Genomic DNA, 20,701 nt, shown 5'->3' on the forward strand with positions numbered 1-20,701 from the left:
TCAACCGCGGATTCAGCGGGCAATGCTCATCAGCCGGTTGCCTAGCGAAACGCCCAGATCGGTCATCAGCTTGCCGCGCTGCAATTGCTGGTTTTCCCAGCGCTTGAGTACCGAATCGATGGTCGAGCCGGCCCGCCACGTCGAAGACAGCGCAAGTGCGAGGGCATGCGCATTGGCCGCGGCCTTCGCAGTGCTGCCCGCCGTGTGCGGCCGCGCAACCGCTGCCGCGTCGCCGATCAGCACGGCTCTGCCGAACACCATCGCCGGTGCTCGCAGGTCGACGATCGGCTGCATAAACGGTTCTTCGGTCGCATCGACCAGAGCGCGAAACGTCGGCGCCAGCAGCGTTTTCGCGTCGTCTCGAAGCTGCCTGACGTCGGCGCCCTTGGTCGTGCCCGGCGGCAACGAGAACGGACGCGCGACGCCGTGACGGTCGATCAGCAGCTTGTCGAGTTTCTCTCCGCTGTACTTGCGGTACCACACCCAGTTCCAGCGGCGCTCGCCGACCATGGTCGAGTCGTCTTCTCCTGGAATCAGATAGGCGAGCGCCGAGTGCTCATGGCCTTGCTGAAACGTGAACCGGTCACGCAGCGTGTGGGCGGCACGCAGCGGCAGATCGGGTTCGGCAACGAGTCCGCGCCACGCCACATAGCCTGCGTAGGCCGGCACGATCTCGGGCAGCAGGCACCGCCTGAGCGTCGAGCGTATGCCGTCGGCGCCGATCAGCAGATCGGCCCGCTCGTTGCGGCCGCTTTCGAACTGCGCGACGATTTGCTCGCCCTCCATCCGGAAATCGACAAAGGTCTCGCCCATGTGCATCGATTCCGCGGGCAGCGCATTTCTCATGGCCCGGTACAGCAGGCTCCATGAGGTCTGCATCTGCGGCATGAACAGCTGTTCGACGCGATTGTCTTCACGGTCCAGATAGATGCGCTCGCCCGACGCCACACCTGGAGGATCGGGCAACGCGACACCGGCGAAGTGAAGCGCATCCAGCACATCCGGTTGAAGGACGATACCGCCGCCGCGGCTTTCGAGCTGATTCGACGAGGTTTCGAACATGTCGACGTCCCAACCGGCCGCCCGCAAGGTGGTGGCCGAGAGCAGTCCGCCGAGCGAGCCGCCGATCACGACGGCACGCTGTCTCTCGCGTGATTTCATGCTGCGCTCCGCTGCGCGGCTGAATGCAGCGCGTTGACAAAGACGCTGGGCGGCTGGGCGCCGCTAATGACCTCGCCGGCAATCGTGATGGTGGGAACCGAGTGAATGCCGAGCTGGTCCGCCCGACGACGCGCCGCGTCGATTTCCTCATTGCCGGAGGTGGAGAGCAGATAGGCGCGCACTCCGTGCGCATCGAAAGCATGTTCGGTGGCGATAGCGACCAGCGTGTCGAGCGCACCTATGTCGCGGCCTTCCGAGAAGTAGGCGGCGTAGATGGCGTGATAGAGCGCGGCAGTCCTTTGCGGTTCGCTACGGCTTTGGGCGAACTGCATCAGGCGATGCGCGAGACGCGTATTCGGTGTGCGCAGCATCCTGTCGTAGTGGAACTGCGCACCGGCCGTCAGACCGGCGGCCGCGACCTGCGCGTCCATGCCTTGCGAACGCGCCCAACTGCCGAATTTGCGGGTTCGATAGCTGCGTCGGTCCATGCCTTCGACGGGCATCGACGGATTCAACTCGAACGGCACGTAGCGGATCGAAACAGCCTGGCGGACGCCGGATTCGATGAGCGCCGCAGCGAGGTTCCGTTGGCCGATCCAGCACCACGGACAAATGAAGTCGTAGTGGATCTCAACCTGAATGGCTTGCATGTTGCACCCCTCATTAGGTAATGCATGCAGCTTATCTGTTGCGGAAAATTTATTGAATCGGTCTAAAATGCAATCTCGCGTTGCGTTCAACGCAACCAACCCGTCAATGAGGCCATAACATGGATAAGCTCCTCGCCCTGACTACGTTGCTGGAAGTGGCCGACGCAGGTGGTTTTTCCAAGGCTGCTCAACGTCTGGGTGTGGCCACCTCGTCGGTCACGCGATTGATGGACTCGCTGGAGGCCTCGTTGGGTACCGCGCTGCTGACTCGCACACCGAGAAAGGTCAGTCTCACGGACGCCGGCATTGCCTACGTCGAACAGGTCAGCAAGGTGCTGGACGACCTGGCCGAAGCGGATGAGAGCGTGTTCGACAGCGGTGCGTCGCCGGTCGGCTCGCTGCGCATCGCAGTGCCGTCCACCTATAGCCGCCTGCAGCTCGCGCCGCACCTCGCGGCTTTTATGTCCGACAATCCGCGTGTGTTTCTCGACGTCGTCGTCGCCGATCACTTCGCCGATCTCGCGCTCGAAAGAATCGATGTCGCGATACGAATCGGTCTGCCCGACCGCGACGCCAATCTGATCGTCAGAAAGCTGGCAGACAATCCGCGCTGTGTCGTGGCGAGCCACGACTACCTCGAACGCAGCGGCACGCCGCAAACGCCGCAGGCACTCGAAGCGCACGAATGCGTGCGCTTCGCGTATGGCGGCGGCCATCGCACACGCCAGGTCTGGACCTTTCGCGCGGAGGCCGCAGAGGAGCGGGTCGAAGTGCGGGGTCATCTGCTTTCCAACAACCTCGACATGCTGCTGGAAGCCGTCATGGCAGGACGTGGCATCGCGCTGTTGCCTGAATGGCAGGTCGCGGCTGAGATTCGCGCGGGGCGCCTGATGCGCTTGTTCGAGAGCTTCGATGCGAGTCCGCAGAACGGCGATGCAGTCGTCTACGCAGCGTATTTGCCCAACCGCCGCCACTCCAGCAAAGTGCGCGCGCTCGTGCAGTTTCTCGAAGCGCGGCTGAAAATTTCGCTGGAAGGATGAGCCACGGCGTGCTCACGCGTTGCAAGCGTCTTCACATCACCCGGCGTTATGCGTGACGTCCCGATTCAAACAGGAACCACGCCGCACAGCGAGTTCCTGGCGAATCCTTTGCGTGAGTTCCCGGAGTCCGGCAGCTTGCATTGTAGGAATGCAGCACACGTAAAGTCCCGCAGAAAAATATGAAATGTTCTGAACCGGAAATAAAGAAAGACCGGGCCGCGATGATCGCGATTCTTTTTCCAGAATTTTTTTTAAGAATTATTAAGGGCTTTGCCAAGGACTCGGTGAAACGCCGTCGATAGACTGGGCCTCAGTTTTTCTCGCACTTCAGGCGAGTGCGGCATGTCTTCCCGTGTTCACTAAATTCTTAGGACGTACAAAGCCATGGCAAATCCGAAACTCGAAGTCCTGACACCCGCAAATTCGCAGATCATCTTCATCGACCACCAGCCGCAAATGGCTTTTGGGGTCCAGTCCATCGACCGTCAGGTACTCAAGAACAATGTAGTAGGACTCGCGAAGGCAGCGCGGGTGTTCAACATTCCTACCACGATCACGACAGTGGAATCCGAAAGTTTCTCCGGATATACGTACCCCGAGTTGCTGGACGTGTTTCCGGGCCACAAAGTGCTCGAACGCTCGTCCATGAATTCGTGGGATGACCAGAAGGTTCGTGACTCGCTTGCAGCAAATGGCCGAAAAAAGGTGGTGGTGGCGGGTCTGTGGACAGAGGTGTGCAACAACACGTTTTCGCTATGCGCGATGGACGAAGGCGACTACGAAATTTATATGGTCGCCGATGCGTCTGGCGGCACGTCGAAGGAGGCGCATGACTACTCGATGCAGCGCATGATTCAGGCCGGCGTGGTTCCGGTGACCTGGCAACAGGTGCTGCTCGAATGGCAGCGCGATTGGGCGCGCAAGGAGACTTACGACGCGGTCATGGCGATTGTCAAAGAGCATTCGGGTGCGTATGGAATGGGTGTGGACTATGCGTACACCATGGTGCACAAGGCTCCCCAGCGCGCGGCGGGCTCTCACGAGGTTCTGGCGCCGGTGCCTGCCAAGAAGTAAACATCCGCGCGACATCGTCCGGCGGGCGGCTCGAACACGGTGCGGGTCGCGTCAACTTCGGGTCTATCGAGCCGCCACCGGCACGAACGTGCCGGTAGATGCAGCGGGATTCGAGGGCGGTGCATCGGAGTTCTGAATCCAGCACGCCGGCCGCAATCCATTTGAATACTTCATGGGAAGACGATCGCGACAAGCGCTCGCTTCCCAGGCCCGGCTCTGCGCGTGAAGACCGGAGCACTCCCAACGAGGATCGCCATGAATTCCAGTACTTCCGAGCCGACGCCGGCCGATGTCGTGTTCTTCAACGGCAAGATCGCCACGCAGGACGACAAGCGCTCGTTTGCCGACTCGCTCGCGGTGGCGAACGGCCGCATCATCGCTTCGGGGTCGCGCGAGACGGTGATGCGTCACGCGAACCACAGCACGCGGCAGGTTGATCTCAAAGGGCGCACGGTCATCCCCGGTCTGAACGATTCCCACCTGCACATCATTCGAGGTGGGCTGAACTTCAACATGGAGTTGCGTTGGGACGGCGTGCCGTCGCTGGCGGACGCGATCGACATGTTGCGCAAGCAGGTGGCACGCACGCCGGCGCCTCAATGGGTGCGCGTGGTGGGCGGCTGGAACGAGTTCCAGTTCGCCGAGCGGCGTGCACCGACGCTCGAAGAAATCAATGCGATTGCGCCGGACACGCCCGTGTTCATTCTGCATCTCTACGACAGTGCGCTATTGAACGCCGCTGCACTGCGGGCAGTCGGCTATACGAAAGACACGCCGAATCCCCCCGGCGGCGAGATCCAGCGCGACCGGCGCGGCAATCCGACCGGCATGCTCATTGCGCGGCCGAACGCCGGTCTGCTGTACGCGACGCTTGCCAAAGGTCCGAAGCTCGCACCGGAGGATCAGCGCAATTCCACGAGGCACTTCATGCGCGAGCTGAACCGGCTCGGCGTGACCAGCGCGATCGATGCGGGCGGTGGCTACCAGGCCTATCCGGACGACTACGCCGTCATCATGGATATGGCGAAGCACAATGAGCTGACGGTGCGGATCGCGTACAACCTGTTCACGCAGAACGCGAAAAAGGAAATCGAAGATTTCGCGAAATGGGTAAAGATGACGAGGCCCGGCGAAGGCGACGATTTCCTTCGTGTTAATGGCGCGGGTGAAATGCTGGTTTTCTCCGCCGCCGATTTCGAGGACTTTCTCGAACCTCGACCGGACTTGCCGGACTCGTTGGAGGTCGAGCTGGAAGCCGTGGTCAAGCTGCTGGTCGCCAACCGCTGGCCATTCCGTCTTCACGCCACCTACAACGAATCGATCGGGCGCTTCCTGAATGTGTTCGAACGCGTGAACGCCGAAATTCCGTTTAACGGGCTGCGCTGGTTCTTCGATCATTGCGAGACCATCACGCAACAGAATATCGACCGGGTGCGCGCGCTCGGCGGCGGCATCGCGATCCAGCATCGGATGGCCTATCAGGGTGAGTACTTCATCCAGCAATATGGCGAAGAGGCTGTGCGGCACACGCCACCCATGCGCCGCATGCTGGATGCAGGACTGCCCGTCGGCGCGGGAACGGACGCCACGCGCGTCGCGAGTTTCAATCCGTTCGTTTCACTGTACTGGATGGTGTCGGGCAAGACGGTCGGCGGCACCACGATGTATTCGGACGTGAACAAGCTGGACCGAATGGAAGCGCTACGCCGTTACACAGTGGGCAGCGCGTGGTTCTCGAACGAGGAGGACCGCAAAGGCGCGCTGGTTGCCGGCCAGTTCGCAGACTTCGCGGTGCTCAGCGACGACTACTTTACCGTCGAGGAAAGCCGCATCAAGTTCCTGACCTCGGTGATGACGGTAGTGGGCGGCAAGGTCGTCTATGCCGACGACGAATTCGCGCCGCTCGCACCCGCGGATCTGCCGGTTAGCCCGTCGTGGTCACCAGTAGCGGAATTCGGCGGCTACAGTCGTTACAAGCCGACTGCGGTGGCATGCGTGGACGGCTGTGTGAATCTGTGCGGCGTGCATGCGCATGCGCATGGCTGGGCATGGCGTAAAAACGTGCCTGTCAGCGATTCGAACGGGTTCTGGGGTGCATTGGGTTGTAGCTGTTTCGCGTTCTGACATCTGCGAATTGACGGCGCCAGCAGAGCGATGATCACTATGCCCACACTGACAGACGGTGTGCTGTTTGGCCTGGGCATCCTGGTCCTCGAGTTTCTCGTCTGGCGCTTCATGGATCGGAGCAGCGACCAGACGCGCCTCGCATTTCGTGCATTGATGTTTGGTCTGTCGACCTACGTGCTGTTCAGTTCGGGGATGAATCCGCTGCGCGCGGCGCCATGGCCGGATGAGCCGCTGCGCCATCTTCTCGCGCAGGCGTTGGAGGTGGTGTGGTGGCTGCAGGGCGCGCGCCTCGTCACCATCATGCTGGATCGCGTGGTGTTGCCGGAAACGTGGCATAAGGAGCGACTGTTTCAGGATGTGCTCGGCGCGCTGGTGTTCATGGCAGCCGCAGTGGGGGCAATCGCGTTCGTGCTGCAATTGCCGGTGCGAGGACTACTTGCGACTTCCGGCGCGCTCGCCGTCGTGCTCGGACTCGCCATTCAGAGCACGCTCAACGACGTGTTTTCAGGTGTCGTGCTCAATGCAACCCAGCCTTTCCGGTTGGGCGATTGGATCACCATCGGCGAGGTGGAAGGGAAAGTCGCGGAGAGCAACTGGCGCGCGACGAGTCTGCTCAACGGGCAGGGCAATATCGTCGTGATTCCCAACAGCGTGGCGGCGCGTGCCAATATCGTCAACGCCAACGAGCCGTCGCATACGCATGGCATCAGCATCGTGCTGCCGGTCAAGCCGTCGATCCGGCCGTCGATCGTGCTGGAAGCGCTCGCCAATGCCGCCGCCAGTTCCGAAGATGTGCTGAGCGAGCCCAAGCCGCTCGTGAGCGTACGCCGCGCGACAAACGACGCGATCGAGTACGAGATCGTTTGCTACGTCGATGCATTGAGCAAGAAAATCGACGTTCGCAACGATCTGTTCGATCTCGCGCATCGCCACCTGCTTTCGCGTGGAGTCGTGCTGCGGCCGCTTTCCGTGGCCGAGCCTGCTGTTGAGAGCGCGGATGAAAAGCATCGCTTGCTGCGCAGTGTGATGATTTTCCAGGCGCTCGCCGACGACGAAATTTCGGAACTCGAAACCAAGCTGACCATGCACGAACTCGATGCCGCGGACACTATCTATACCGCAGCGGATGAGCGCGGCCACGAGCTCCATATCCTGGCGCGAGGCGTGGCGAAAGTGACCGTAGCGAAAGACGGGGCTGAGATCGAACTGCGCCGGCTCGCGCCCGGCGACTCGATCGGCCAGTCAGGCATCCTCGCTGGCGTCAGAACCGACGTGATCGCACGCGCACTGACCCGCGCCACCGTGTTCCGGCTCGACAAGACCGCGTTGACACCGATCCTCGCGAGACGCCCCGAAGTGGCAAAGGAGATGTGCCGCTTGCTATCTGAACATCACGCAAGCGAAGAGATGCTGCTCGCAGCGCCGGTCACTGTCGATGGGAGTTCAGGTGGTCTGCTGCAATGGATTCGCGATGGCGTGCGGCGATTCCATGAACTGACGATTTGAGCCGGATCTCTGGAAGCCGCGTTTCTTAAGCTTTTTTAAGAACTCGCCAAGGTCTTTATTTGATTTACTCGTTACGCTGCAATGGAGAGTCGGCAAGCTTTCTACTGAACAGATCCCGCGCAATCCACCATGGAGGTTCATATGAGTACTTTCACCACATCCGACGGCATCCAGCTCTACTACAAGGATAAAGAGCAGCTCAACCAGGACCTCCTCGACTTCGCACGGTCCTAGGTATCGCCCGGCTGTGATGTCCGTCTGACACACCGGTTCATGCATATCGGGAGGAGCTGTCTGACAGGGAGGAGTTGACATGACGAAAACCATTGCGGGAGTCGATATTCCCGACAGTGCGATGGCCCGAAAGGCGACCGATCAAATCAGGGCTACAGAATCGCAGTTGATGTTTCATCATGCGCTGAGAGCATTTGTGTTTGCCGCGCTGACCGGCTACCGCGAGAAGCTGACATTCGACGCGGAGTTGCTTTATGTCGGCGCGATGTTTCACAACGTCGGCCTGAACGTGAAGCACCAGCATTCTCCGTGGCGGTTTGAAGTGGATGGCGCCAACGCGGCACGTGAATTTCTGCGGCAGCATGGCGCGCCTGAAAGCGCGATCGAAGAGGTGTGGGAGGCCATTGCATTGCATACGACGCCGGGCATTCCTGAGCACATGTCTCCACTCGTCGCTCTGGTCAGCGCCGGAGTGCAGATGGATGTTCGAGGCGCCCGCTACGACGAATTCACCGCGCAACAGCGCGATGAAATCGTGCAGGCCTATCCGCGCGAATCCAGTTTCAAGAAGAAAATCATCGAGGCATATGCGCGTGGCCTGGAGCATCGTCCCGAGACGACGTTCGGGACGGTAAACGCCGACGTTCTGGATCGGTGGAACCCGAACTATCGGCGGTTGAATTTTTGTGGGCTGGTTCTCGGATCGGACTGGCCCAATTGACATGGCGTGACGTGAAGTACTAGCGCTTGCCGATCGTTTCGGGAGCGAGCGGCAGATAACGAAAGGACAATCGGAATGGGCTACGTAATTTCATTAGGAGTCGGTTTCGCGGTCGGACTCCTCTATTGGCTACTCAAGGTGCAATCACCCGCGCCGCCGTTGATCGCGCTGGCTGGTCTGCTCGGCATGGTGTTGGGCGAGCACGCCATACCGGTCGTCAAGGCGCAGCTCTTTGCGCAGACGTCGACGGTCCAGATTGCGGAGCAGACGAAGCGCGCCGCAGTGGAGAGACCTGCGCCGGGCGCGACGAAAGAGGGCGGTTGATGGCGCTGGCGCGAGTCTTTCGCTTGCAGGGGAATCGTTCGTGAAAAAACACGAGGACGCGATTCTCGCGTTTATTGCGGGCTGCGTCGACACAGTTGGATTCGCCTCGAGTCGACGCTGGCGGCAATGTGCAGCTTTGTCGTCGGCGCGATTTGCGGCGCGATGGCGTATGTCGGTTTTTCGTTCTGGTAGCCGTTTTGCTGTTTCTCGCATGGAAAAAAAGGCGGCCGAAGAGAGCCGGTAGACAGCGCGGAAGACATCGCTTCACCAACGTTCGACAAACCCCGTGCGGCCTCGATCAAAGGCTGACCCATTCAGACATTGCTAACACTATCAGGTAACGAAATGCTCAAGTCGCTTCATCGATTCCGCCAGATTAGTCTGCTGTCCGCTGCGATACTGATCGGTTTGATGCCTGCTTCATCTGCATTCGCCGATGCCGGGCCGCCGGAAGTGGCGAACGGTAATGCTGCGCTCACCGCGATGCACCCTGACGTATCAGTGGGCGCGCAGTACGACACCACCCACGTGTACGTCGCCCCTGCCGATCTCGATGCATTCGTGAGCAGTTTCCTTGCGACGTTCGGCGGCAAGGCTTCTCCGCGCGCGGTGTTCACGGTGACACCCACGCCGAGCAGGACGGCCTCGCAGTATGTGCAGACGCCGGTCGGCATGCTCTCCGTGTTCGGCTTCGAAACGCCGATTCCGTATCCATTCGGTAATGAGCGAACCGGCTACCTGGTCACCAATATCGATCAGGCGGTGAAGGCGGCGCGCGCGTCGGGCGCCGATGTCCTAGTCGACACCTTCGATGATCCGATTGGCAAGGATGCGGTCATTCAATGGCCGGGAGGCTTGTCGATGCAACTGTATTGGCACACCAAAGCCCCCAACTATGCGCCGTTGCACAGCGTGCCGGAAAACCGCGTGTACGTGTCGCGTGACGCGGCGAACAACTTCGTTCGCCGCTGGCTGCGCTTTTCGCACGGCAAGGTAGTGTCGGACAATCCGCGCGCGGACGCCGGTGTGATCGGCCGGCCGGGCGAGACGATGCGCGAGATGCGGATCAACTCGGGCTTTGGGCGCATGGTGGTGTTCGTCACCGACGGCAAACTGCCGTTCCCGTTTGGGCGCGAAACGACCGGCTATGCCGTCGATGACCTCGCGCAGACGCTCGATCGCGCGCAGGCGGCCGGCGCGAAGGTACTGTATCCGGCGTATGGCAACGGGTCGGGCAAGACTGCCGTGATCGAATTCCCCGGCGGCTACATTGCTGAAGTTCACGATGGCCAATGAAGGGCGGGCAATCAGCCCGCTAAAGGCGCGCGGGCGCCCGAGGCGTAGTTCCGCGCAGCGAGCCGTCCGTGCCTTGCTGATCAGCACGGGTCTCGCGGCCGCGTTGCCTGTTTCGGCTGCGGATACGGCGCTTGGCGGCGCCGACGATACTTCCACGGGCAGCACTGCCGCGACGTCGACCGCCGTGAGTGCGTCGTGCGCACGGCCCGTTGTCATGTTCAACCGATGGCAGGAAAACTGGTCGGCGTTGGCCAATCCGTGCGTGCCGAAACGGCCTTTCGATTCGCTGAAGTACATTCCGCTGTTCGGCAATCCGGACACGTATATCTCGCTGGGCATGGTGTTGCGCGAGCGGCTGGAAGTGAACGACGCGCCGCTGTTCGGACTGGGCACCGCGCGCGACGACGCCTACCTGTTGCAACGTCTGGAAGTCCACGCGGATGTCCGCCTCGGCCCTCATGTGCAGATCTTCACGCAATTCGAGGACGCGCGCCCGTACGGCAAGGACATGGTCACGCCCGTCGACAAGAACCCGCTGGATCTGCGGCAGGCATTCGTCGCCATCACCGAGCCGCTTGGACCTGGTACCGTCAAGTTCCGGGTGGGGCGGCAGGAGATGGCGTTCGACTTGCAACGATTCATCTCGGTTCGCGACGGCCCGAACGTGCGCCAGGCGTTCGACGCGATCTGGGCCGACTATGAAACCGGTCCGTGGCGCTGGATCGCCTATGCGACGCAGCCGGTGCAGTATCGCGACAATTCCCCTTTCGATGACGTTTCCAATCGCGATCTGACCTTCAGCGGCGTACGCGTGGAGCGCAAAAATGTCGGACCCGGCGATCTGTCCGCGTACTACTCCCGCTACAACCGCAGCAACGCGCACTTTCTCGACGCGACCGGCGACGAACACCGCGACGTCTTCGATGCGCGCTATTCCGGCAACGTCAACCATCTCGACTGGGATGCCGAAGCGATGTATCAGTCCGGACATGTCGGCAGCAATACGATCGGCGCGTGGGCGGTAGGGTCGCTCGCCGGCTACACGCTGGCGACGGTGCCATGGACGCCGCGGGTCGGCATCCAGGTGGATGCCGCGTCTGGTGACAGCCATCCGGGCGACGGCCGGCTCGGCACATTCAATCCGCTCTTTCCGAACGGGTATTACTTCGCGCTGGCCGGATATACCGGCTACACCAACCTGATTCACGTCAAGCCGTCGCTCATCGTCAAGCCGAACAGCAAGCTGACGCTGCTGGCCGGCGTAGGCCTTCAATGGCGCGAGACGACCGGGGACGCGGTTTACCAGCAAGGATCCGCGGTCGTGCCAGGCACCGCGGGACGTGGCGGCCGCTGGACCGGTTTCTATACACAGCTTCGCGCCGACTGGGCGGTCAGCGCGAATCTCGCCGCGGCGCTCGAAGCGGTGCATTTCCAGGTCGGACAGTCGCTGCGCGAGTTGGGTGCCCGCAATGCCGACTACGTCGGCGCTGAAATGAAATTCGGCTGGTAGACACAGTATCCGCAAGTGGTCATCGCGTTGAGGTGTTAGATGAGGTCGATTTCATGAGTACCCGCGCTCTATCCGCCGACGCGGCGACGCCGTCGGAACTCGAAATTCCATACTCTTCGCCGGAATATCGCCAGCACCAGATGTTCCCGCGTCTTTCGTGTGCGGAGATTCAAAGCCTGCGGCGGTTTGCCAGGCCGATGTCGTTCAAGGCGGGCGAACTGATCTTCGAAAGAGGCCATGTCGCGCTGGGCCTTTTTGTGCTGCTGCATGGACGCGTACGGATCTGCTCGGGCAAGCCCGCGTTGATCGACGGCGTCGCGTTGACCGACATCGAGACGCTCGTGATCGAGCCGGACAGGCTGCGCGCATTGATCGTCGCCGACGCTCAACTGGGCGAGCACATCATGCGCGCGCTGATCCTTCGGCGGCTTGGACTGATCGAGCAAGGGCTCGGTCCGATCATCGTGGGCAACGGTGACGATGCGCGTCTGGTCGGGCTGCAGGGTTTCCTGCGCCGCAACGCGTACCCGGCGATGGTGATCGACGCCCGCAGCGATCCCGAGGCGATCACGCTGCTGGGCGGCATGACGACCGGTCCGGACGACTTTCCGCTCGTCTTCTGCCCGAACGGTTATGTGTTGCGCGCGCCGGACGAGGCGCAGCTGGCGTCGTATCTCGGGCTCGTGCCGACATTCGAGCCATTGCATGTCTATGAGGTGGCGATCGTCGGCGCGGGGCCGGCTGGGTTGGCCGCGTCAGTCTACGCGGCGACCGAGGGTTTGTCGGTCGCCGTGTTCGACAGGGCCAGCACGCAATATCCGCTCGAGACCAGTGTGCCGGGCATGTTCGGCGTCGGCGACGTGCGCTCGGAATCCGTGAAACGGGTCGCCGTGGCGGTTGTCAGTCAGATCCGTGCTTACCTGAGCCAACTGACAACGACGTCGGCTCAGGACGTTTAATAGACATAAGTCATGGCGTCGAATGCATCGTCGTACCCAGAAGTTGGCGGCGTTTCGGTGATATGCAACACATACAAACCATGAGTCTGTCTCCGTTACCTGCTTTTTGCGCCGCGCTTATCCCTGTTTCACCATGCCGAGTTCGCAATCGACGAGCTGGTTGCCGTAGAGCGCGCGTTCGCGCGCCGCACGTTCCGAGGTGTCCGTGACCGAGAAGAAAAACACGCTGGCGAAGGCGAAGATCATCGAGAACAACGCGGGGTATTCGTACGGATAGATCGCATGTGCATGCCCAAGCACCTGCACCCAGACGGTTGGGCTGAGGATCGTCAACGCGACTGCCGAGATCAGACCGAGCGAGCCGCCGAGCACCGCACCCCGCGTGGTCAGGCCGCGCCAGTAGATCGAAAGAAGCAGGACGGGAAAGTTCGAGCTGGCCGCTATCGAGAAAGTCAGACTCACGATGAACGCGATGTTCTGCTTCTCGAAGGCAATTCCCAGCAGGATCGCCAGCACGCCGAGCACGAGCGTGGTGATCCGCGAGACGTGCAGTTCCTCGCGGTCCGTGGCGCCGCCGCGGCGCATCACGTTGGCGTACAAATCGTGGGAGACAGCGGAGGATCCGGCGAGCGTCAAGCCCGCCACCACGGCGAGAATCGTCGAGAAGGCCACCGCGCAGATAAAGCCGAGAAACGCGTTGCCACCCACGGCGTGCGCCAGATGAATCGCTACCATATTCACGCCACCGATCACGGCGCCGGACGCGGTGTGATAGGCCGGCTCCGTCGCCACCAGCGCGATCGTGCCGAAGCCGATGATGATGATCAGCGCGTAACCGACGCCGACAATGCCTGTCGCGTACAGGATGCTTTTTCTGGCTGCTTTCGCATTGCCCACCGTGAAGAATCGCATCAGGATGTGCGGCAGTCCCGCCGTGCCGAAGATCAACGCCAGGCCGAGCGATACGGCGGAAACCGGATCGGACACGAGGCCGCCGGGGCTCATGATGGCGGCATGTTTCGGATGCGCGAGGATCGCCTGGGAGAAGAGGGCGTTCAGACTGAAGCCGAAGCGGTTCAGCACCATGAACGCCATGAAGGCCGCTCCTGCAAGCAGGAGTGCTGCCTTGATGATCTGGATCCAGGTGGTAGCCAGCATGCCACCAAAAAACACATACACCACCATCAGCACACCGACCAACACGACCGCGACCGTGTAGTTGAAACCGAACAGCAACTCGACGAGCTTGCCGGCGCCGACCATCTGCGAGACCAGATAGAGCAGGACGATTACGATCGAGCTCGATGCCGCGAACGCGCGGATCGGCCGCTGTTGCAATCGATAGGAAACAACGTCCGCCAGCGTATAGCGGCCGAGGTTGCGTAGCGGCTCGGCGATCAGAAAGAGAATGATCGGCCAACTCGCGAGAAAGCCGATCGAATAAATCAGGCCGTCGTAGCCGCTGGTAAAAACGAGTGCGGAGATGCCGAGCAGCGACGCGGCGGACATATAGTCGCCGGCGATCGCCCAGCCGTTCTGGAAGGCAGTGATTTTGCCGCCTGCCGCGTAGTGGTCGGAGACACTATGGTTCTTTTTCGCCGCCCAGCGCGTGATGAAGAGCGTCGACGCGACGAACAGCAGGAACATGCCGATGGCGATCGGGTTGTGAGACCGCGCCGGAGAGACGGTTTCCGCGGCAATCGCAGGCAGGGCGGTGAGGGTACCTGGAAGCAGTATGCTGAACAGCACGCTGCGCAATATCGGCATTCTTTTCATTGCTGTGCTCCTTGGCGGATTTCATTCACGGCGCGGTCGTGGATCGTATTGGCCCGTGCGACATACATCGCGACCAGCGCGAACGTAAAGACGAACATGCCGAAGCCAATCGGAATTCCCCACGTTGCCGGATATCCGGCGACAATCGGCCGGCCGAGCAGCGCCGGCGCAAACGCGAGCGTGAGGATGAACGCGAAGTACACGGTCAGCATCAGGATCGAGAGAATCCACGAGAACGTGCGCCGCGTCCGCACGAGTGCGCGAAAGCGCGGATCTTCGAGTAGCGGGTTCGCCGGCGGCGGATCGGCGGCGACATATCGCGCGCTCATCGGATAGGTTGGGACGCCATGTTCCACTTTGTCTCCTTCAAATCGAATTCTTGCGGTGCTGCAATTGCTGTTCGGGTCCACCGCATGCGTAGTGGACATTCAGAAGCGTGCGGGTACCGCGGTCTCGCGCATCACGGCATCGGGCGTGCGATAGCGCTCGGCCATTTCACGATCCGTGTCGTTCTTCAGCTGTGCCTGCATGTAGGCGCCGAGATGGCGCGCGTGTTGAACGATCGCGGCGCCGACCTGTGTGCGCACGCGACTGTAGTCCGCCAGCGCGTCCTGAACGTCCGCATGAGTCTTCAGCGCGGCAACGAGCGCCATCGCGTCGGTCGCCGCTTTGGTGACGCCCATGCCGCAGTGCGGACGCGCGACGAAGGCTGCGTCGCCGAGCAAAGCGATCCGTCCGAAAGCCATCTGCGGCACTTCGAGGTCGTAGATGGGTTGAAAGAGTGGTTGCGTGGCTTTGGTCACGACTTCGCTGAACTGTGGGGCTAGCAGCGTGAGCGCCGCTTCCTCCATGTCGGCGAGAATGTCCGGCCGGATCAGCGTCGGCGGGATGCCGCCTGTCCAGCGCTTGCCGGACGCATCGGTCAGCAGATCGGGCAGCTGGATGTCCTCGCTGGTGGCCCGATACCAGACGAAGTTATAGCGGCGTTCACCGGGTGTGATGCTATTGCCCTGGCCGGCGACCGGATAGCCGAGGATCTGTTCGCGCGGCGGCAGGCAGAAGGCAAACTTTTCGAACAGCGCGGCACGTGTTTCCGGCGACAGCGATGCCTCATCGACGAGCCCGCGCCATGCCACATAACCGGCATATTGGAGCCGCACGTCAGGCAGGAAGCGCTCGCGAATCGAGGACTTGAAACCGTCCGCGGCGATGACGAGGTCCGCGTGCAAAACGGTGCCGTCACTGAGGGTCACCACCGCCTGATCGGGGCCGTTCTCTACGGATAAGACGGTGCCACCTGCGTGGTAGTGCACATCAGGAAGTGCCGCGCGCAGAACGTGATACATCTTGCCCCACGCGGTCAGCGTCTGCGGCAGCTTGCGTTCCGACAACACCATGCCGTTCTGTGCGAATGTCACGCGTGATTGCACCTTGACGCCGATGGAGTCGTCGAATTCGATCCCCGCGGCAGCCAGAGCCGTGAATAACTCGGGATGCGTGACGATGCCGGCACCGCGTGCGGCCAGTTCGTCGGGAACGCGCTCGAATACGTCAACATCCCACCCATTGCGTACGAGCAGATTGGCCGCAAAGAGGCCGCCCAACGATCCGCCGACGATGATTGCCTTTGAACGTGCGGAAGAATTCCCCATGATCAATCTCCTAGGTTTGCGTTTGCTTGAGCGGTTGCCGGGTGGGCCGGATGCGTTTCGGCACGCCGGCTGATCTCTTCGGCCGGGAAGTTCAGTTCGATCGTCACTCCGGACGGGTCTTCGATGAACACCTGATGCAAACCGAGGCTCGGTACAGTGCGCTCGCGATAGGCGACCTCTGCCGTCTGCAACGTCTTCCGCATGGCTTCGACGCCTGTCGCGAGAAACGCGATGTGGTCGACCGCGCCGGTTCCCGCGACGGGCAACGCCTTGTCGCCGAGATAAGCGGTGAGCCCGTCAGGGTTGTCCGGATCGACGCCGATGATGTGGACCGTGCCGAATTCGGCTTCGCACCGCCTTTGTAAAGCCATGCGCCCGGGAAATCGAAGGGCGGGCGATAACCCTGCTTGAAACCGAGAATCCGCTCGTAGAACCGACAGGACTTCTCGAGATCCGTCGTGCGGATCGAGTAGTGGGCAAGCTTGGAAACGGGCATCTGTAACTCCTTTAATTTATCGATCGATTAATGATCGTTCGATAAATTGTAGGCGAACGCACGGACAGGAGAAAGCGGGGAATCGCCGGTGTTTACCCTGGAGAATGCAAAGGGGAGGAGCCGCGCAGTGGGGCTGAAAAACGAATGGCCGGTTGTTGCTACCGGCCAGCGGTGTCAGGCTTTGGCCTTGGTCCTGGCCTTGCTTTTGATGGATTCTTGCGATGCGCGCTTGAGCGCGTCGGGTACACCGTGGAGGAATGCGTCGACCTGGCGCGCGATGTGGTCCTCGATGTCGTCGGTGACCGGCAGCCCGTAGATCCACTTCCGCACACCGAGATAGAAGATGCTGGCGTGCAGACTCCAGATCAGTTCCAGGTCTATGTCGCGCTGCTTCGTGCCGGACGGTGCCGGCAGATCGTAGGCCGAACGGATTTCCGCCATCACGGGCAGAAACACGCGTTCGCGTAGCCGTGACAGATATTTCGAGTTGATGCCCTCACGGGCCAATCCGGCGAAGATGAAAATCCGGATCCACTCGCGCCGCAGGATCACAACCGAGTACGAGGAGTAGAACTTGATCATTCGTTCCTCGATCGGCAGGGATCTGTCCTTGATAAGGTTTTCCCAGCGGGTGTCCCACTGATAGACCTCGTCGTACACACGATCGATCAATGCTTCCTTGCTTGGAAAATACCGGTAGAGAAGCGGCTGCGTCACGCCCAGTTGCCGCGCGAGTTCGCGGGTGCTGCCGGAAAAACCGTGCGTCGCGAAATGGTCTATGGCTTTCAGGACGATCTGGCGTTCCCGCACTTCCGGCGCAAGGCGGCGCGTGACGCCCTTCTCGCTGTCATGCGCCTCGCTGGTCGACGTTGTCTCGACCGTCCGTACTTTTCTCGGCATGGCTGTTCGGTACCCCGGTATGTTCGGACGCATCATACAAAGTTTGCCACTGTCTGGCTAGGCAACGACCTGCCTGCGAGCAGGCGCACGGGGCGTGCCGGATACCCTCGAAAGTAGTGCGAACCGCAGTGTGCGGTCCCCGGCCGTCGCATGCGCAGTACAAAATTTTTGAACTGTACGTTCAGTTTTTTCCGCGCATGCGCGTTCTGCGTTGCTCTAGACTTCGGGGATGTATCGCTGAGCGGTCGGTCCTCAGGCATTCCTCTACCCGCAGCTTCTTGGATACTCAGGCAATGTTTCGAATTGGCCCGCTTCAAGTGGACGTCGCCAGCCGGGAACTCTTTCTCGACGGCCAACCTGTGCGGCTTGGGAGCCGTGCGTTCGACATGCTGGCCGTACTGATCGCAGCGAACGGCGCGCTGGTGTCGAAGAACGAAATACTTGAACAGGTGTGGCCGGACACGATCGTTGAAGAGAACAATCTTCAGGTGCACATGTCCGCACTGCGCAAGATGTTGGGCGACAATCGCGGACTGATCCAGACGGTGTCGGGACGAGGTTACCGGCTGGTGCGCCGGGCGGCGGCGACACCTGCGTCCGGCCAGGGGGACGGCGGCGATGAGCTGAAGGACGCCGATGACATCATGCATGGCCGGACCGTCCCCAACAATCTGCCTGCCAACTCGTCAGCGCTGATCGGGCGGGACAAGGCGATCCATGACATTGCGCTCGCGCTGACTTCGGGCCGCCACGTAACGCTGGTAGGCTCGGGCGGGATCGGCAAGACCCGCTTGGCCATCGAGGTCGCGCGTGGTTTGCTGGAGCGCTTCCCGGACGGTGTCTATCTCGTACCGCTCGCCTCCACGTGCGACGCAAGCAGCGTCCTCGCGATGTGCGCGATCAGCATCGGCATGAACCCGACCACCGGCCCGCTCACGCTTGCGCGTGTCAGCAAGGAACTCGGTGAGCGGCGCGTGCTGTTCATTCTCGACAATTGCGAACAGGTGCTCGGCCCTGCCGCCGAACTCGCCGAGACGCTGCAGAGCGTGAGTCCGGCCGTGCGCGTTCTGGCGACCAGCCGCGAGCCACTGCGTGTCGTGAGCGAATGCCTGTATTGGGTCGCTTCGCTGGAGGTGCCCGCCGAGGACGCACAGACTCAGGATGTCCTGCAATGCAGCGCCGTGAAGCTGTTCCTGTCGCGCGCACGCGCGATCGACGCGCGCTTTTCGTCCGATGAGAGAAGCATCCATCTGACCGGCACGGTATGCCGCCGGCTCGACGGTATTCCGTTGGCGATCGAACTGGCGGCGGCGCGTGCGGCAATACTTGGCGTCGAGATGCTCGCAGACCATCTCGACGACCGCTTCAACATGCTGACTGGCGGCAGTCGCAGCGCATTGCCGCGGCATCAGACCCTGAAGGCGACTCTCGACTGGAGTCATGGACTGCTCGATGACGCTGAGCGTGCGACGCTGCGCAGGCTCGGCATCTTCGTCAACGACTTCACGATGGAAGCAGCTATCGCCGTCGCCGGCGACGGCACATTGCGCGAGTTCGACGTGATCGCGGCGGTATCGGGTCTGGTCGAAAAATCACTGCTGGTGACGCGCGTGGAGCGTGGCAAAGCACGCTATCGCCTGCTTGAAACGACGCGCGCATACGCGCTGCAGAAGCTCGAGGACAACGGTGAACAGCGTCTTGTCACGCTCAATCACGCGCGTTACTTCTTGAGCTTGCTAGAGCGCGATTCGTTGGACGGCTCGAACGCGGTGAGTGCTTTCTATGACAGATGGCATCAACGGATGCGCGAATTGCTCGACGATCTGCGCGCGGCGCTGGCATGGGCGCTATCGCCCAAAGGCGACCAGACGCTGGGCGAAACACTGGCTGTGAAGGTCGTCTTTCTGCTCTATGAGCTATCGCTGGTCGACGAGTGCAGCGTCTGGGCGCGGCGAGCGCTCGATACCGTGACCGCGACCCATGGAGGTTCGCGCTCGAACAGGTACTTGCGCCTGCGTATGCAACTGCTGGCGGCACTCGGCGCGGCCCGGGTCTATATGGACGGACCGAACCGTGAGACCTTCGGCATCTGGGCCGAGGTTCTCGCATCGGCGATCGCTCTCGGCGACCAGCGGTTCGAAGCGCGTGCGTTGTGGGGTATGTGGAACGCGAGTCAGTCGTGCGGTGCGGTGCGCAATGCGCTGGCGTTCGCGAGGCGCTTTGCGTCGCGCGCCGCCGAAGCCGGCGACGCGAACGGCACGATCCTCGCCCGCCGCTTGCTGGGTATCGCTTCGCACTATGCGGGTGATCAACAGCAGGCCTGTTCGTCGCTTGAACAACTGCTGCAGAGTGACGGCCTGCAGTATCGTCTGCCGCTGGGGCACTCCGTCGATCAGCGCCTCGCTGCTCGCGCGACGCTCGCACGCGTGCTGTGGCTGCAGGGTTTTCGCGACCAGGCGCTCAGACTCGCGGAGGATTGCGCGGTCGAAGCATGCAATCAGGAACAGGCCATTGTCACGTGTTACGTGCTGGTTGAGGCGCTCGTTCCGCTGGCGCTCCTGTCGGGAAAGCGCGATAGCGCTGCCAAGGCGATTGCCTTGCTGCACGAAGTGTCAGTGCGTGCCGGTCTGAGTGTGTATCAGGCGTGCTGCCGCTGTTTCGATGAATACCTGCGCTCGCTGGACGAGACCGCGCCGGAACGCTTGCTTGCTTTCCGCTCGACGCTGGACGAACTCGATTCGATCGAGTATGGCGCGCCGCGTGCCATGCTGGCCGCGCAATATAGTCTCGCGCTCGGCCGCGCTGGACGGTGGGAGGAGGGCATCGCTGCCGTCGTGCGTGCGCTGGCGCAGTGCGACGACACCGGTGACTATTGGTACGCCGGCGAACTTAGGCGCGTTCATGGCCAACTGCTCTTGATGAGCCAGGCGGGTGGCCCACCATCCGATGACGTGGCGAGGGACGCACAGGCGTGCCTGATCGCGGCGCTCGAGGACTCGATGGTGCAAGGCTGCCGCTCGCTGCAATTGCGCGCCGCAACGAGCCTCGGCTGCCTTTGGCACGCGCAAGGCCGAAGCGCGGAAGCTGTGCAGCTGCTGAAATCCGCATGCTCGAAGCTGACGGAGGGCCGCGATTGGGACGACTTCAAAGCAGCAACGCACCTGCTGCAGGTCGCGGCCGCTGTCGGCGAGTCAGACAAGGTCTGTGCCGACCCCCATGCAGTAGACGAATCGTTCGACGAGCCGTCGCCCTGCAACATAGAGGAACGTGGTTAG

The 20,701-nt window shown here is 61.5% G+C and carries 15 protein-coding genes and 2 pseudogenes; 10 read left to right on the forward strand and 7 right to left on the reverse strand.

Annotated elements, in window-relative coordinates; translation table 11 throughout:
* Nucleotides 1–12: 12 nt before the first annotated feature.
* A complete protein-coding gene (locus tag FVF58_RS05450) occupies nt 13–1,161 on the reverse strand; it encodes an FAD binding domain-containing protein (protein ID WP_149668882.1) in 1,149 nt (382 codons plus the stop codon).
* A complete protein-coding gene (locus FVF58_RS05455; protein ID WP_149668883.1) occupies nt 1,158–1,811 on the reverse strand; it encodes a DsbA family oxidoreductase in 654 nt (217 codons plus the stop codon). The genes FVF58_RS05450 and FVF58_RS05455 overlap by 4 nt, the downstream gene beginning before the upstream one ends.
* Before the next feature lie 119 nt (nt 1,812–1,930).
* On the opposite strand from FVF58_RS05455, the gene FVF58_RS05460 reads away from it, so the two are divergent.
* The 9 genes and pseudogenes from FVF58_RS05460 to FVF58_RS05500 all read left to right on the forward strand — a co-directional run.
* Nucleotides 1,931–2,851 (forward strand): LysR family transcriptional regulator, encoded by a 921-nt coding sequence (locus FVF58_RS05460; RefSeq protein ID WP_149668884.1) that lies wholly within the window; start codon nt 1,931–1,933, stop codon nt 2,849–2,851.
* 384 nt (nt 2,852–3,235) lie between these two features.
* The gene (locus FVF58_RS05465; protein ID WP_149668885.1) at nt 3,236–3,925 is read left to right on the forward strand and encodes a hydrolase; all 690 of its coding nucleotides are present in this window, start codon (nt 3,236–3,238) and stop codon (nt 3,923–3,925) included.
* A 255-nt stretch (nt 3,926–4,180) separates the two neighbouring features.
* Nucleotides 4,181–6,049, forward strand: coding sequence for an amidohydrolase (locus tag FVF58_RS05470; RefSeq protein WP_149668886.1), 1,869 nt, complete (start codon nt 4,181–4,183; stop codon nt 6,047–6,049).
* Between the two features lie 39 nt (nt 6,050–6,088).
* Nucleotides 6,089–7,558 carry a mechanosensitive ion channel family protein gene (locus FVF58_RS05475; protein WP_149668887.1) on the forward strand — a complete coding sequence of 490 codons (1,470 nt, stop codon included), beginning with the start codon at nt 6,089–6,091 and terminating at the stop codon, nt 7,556–7,558.
* 313 nt (nt 7,559–7,871) lie between these two features.
* The gene (locus tag FVF58_RS05480) at nt 7,872–8,513 is read left to right on the forward strand and encodes an HD domain-containing protein (protein WP_149668888.1); all 642 of its coding nucleotides are present in this window, start codon (nt 7,872–7,874) and stop codon (nt 8,511–8,513) included.
* Nucleotides 8,514–8,588: 75 nt separating this feature from the next.
* Nucleotides 8,589–8,837 (forward strand): DUF1427 family protein, encoded by a 249-nt coding sequence (locus FVF58_RS05485; RefSeq protein WP_149668889.1) that lies wholly within the window; start codon nt 8,589–8,591, stop codon nt 8,835–8,837.
* A 345-nt stretch (nt 8,838–9,182) separates the two neighbouring features.
* Nucleotides 9,183–10,133 carry a VOC family protein gene (locus tag FVF58_RS05490; protein WP_149668890.1) on the forward strand — a complete coding sequence of 317 codons (951 nt, stop codon included), beginning with the start codon at nt 9,183–9,185 and terminating at the stop codon, nt 10,131–10,133.
* Nucleotides 10,123–11,643 (forward strand): alginate export family protein, encoded by a 1,521-nt coding sequence (locus tag FVF58_RS05495; protein ID WP_149669131.1) that lies wholly within the window; start codon nt 10,123–10,125, stop codon nt 11,641–11,643. The genes FVF58_RS05490 and FVF58_RS05495 overlap by 11 nt, the downstream gene beginning before the upstream one ends.
* Nucleotides 11,644–11,696: 53 nt before the next feature.
* A pseudogene (locus FVF58_RS05500) lies at nt 11,697–12,446 on the forward strand (Crp/Fnr family transcriptional regulator); the annotation flags it as partial.
* Nucleotides 12,447–12,719: 273 nt separating this feature from the next.
* Here the strand turns inward: FVF58_RS05500 and actP are convergent.
* The 5 genes and pseudogenes from actP to FVF58_RS05525 all read right to left on the reverse strand — a co-directional run bounded on the left by actP (nt 12,720) and on the right by FVF58_RS05525 (nt 17,426).
* Nucleotides 12,720–14,369 (reverse strand): cation/acetate symporter ActP, encoded by a 1,650-nt coding sequence (gene actP, locus FVF58_RS05505; RefSeq protein ID WP_425468928.1) that lies wholly within the window; start codon nt 14,367–14,369, stop codon nt 12,720–12,722.
* 5 nt (nt 14,370–14,374) lie between these two features.
* Entirely contained in the window at nt 14,375–14,734 is a 360-nt protein-coding gene (locus tag FVF58_RS05510; protein WP_425468921.1) for a DUF485 domain-containing protein, read from the reverse strand.
* Between the two features lie 72 nt (nt 14,735–14,806).
* Nucleotides 14,807–16,030: an FAD binding domain-containing protein gene (locus FVF58_RS05515; protein WP_149668892.1), complete on the reverse strand. Its 1,224-nt coding sequence runs from the start codon at nt 16,028–16,030 to the stop codon at nt 14,807–14,809.
* A 2-nt stretch (nt 16,031–16,032) separates the two neighbouring features.
* Nucleotides 16,033–16,526, reverse strand: a pseudogene (locus FVF58_RS05520) (VOC family protein).
* Between the two features lie 174 nt (nt 16,527–16,700).
* The gene (locus FVF58_RS05525) at nt 16,701–17,426 is read right to left on the reverse strand and encodes a TetR/AcrR family transcriptional regulator (protein WP_149669133.1); all 726 of its coding nucleotides are present in this window, start codon (nt 17,424–17,426) and stop codon (nt 16,701–16,703) included.
* Nucleotides 17,427–17,719: 293 nt separating this feature from the next.
* Between FVF58_RS05525 and FVF58_RS05530 the strand changes: the two genes are divergently transcribed.
* On the forward strand, nt 17,720–20,701 hold the full coding sequence (locus FVF58_RS05530; protein WP_149668893.1) for an ATP-binding protein: 2,982 nt from the start codon (nt 17,720–17,722) through the stop codon (nt 20,699–20,701).

Origin of the sequence: Paraburkholderia panacisoli, assembly GCF_008369935.1 — a bacterium.
GTDB lineage: Bacteria > Pseudomonadota > Gammaproteobacteria > Burkholderiales > Burkholderiaceae > Paraburkholderia > Paraburkholderia panacisoli.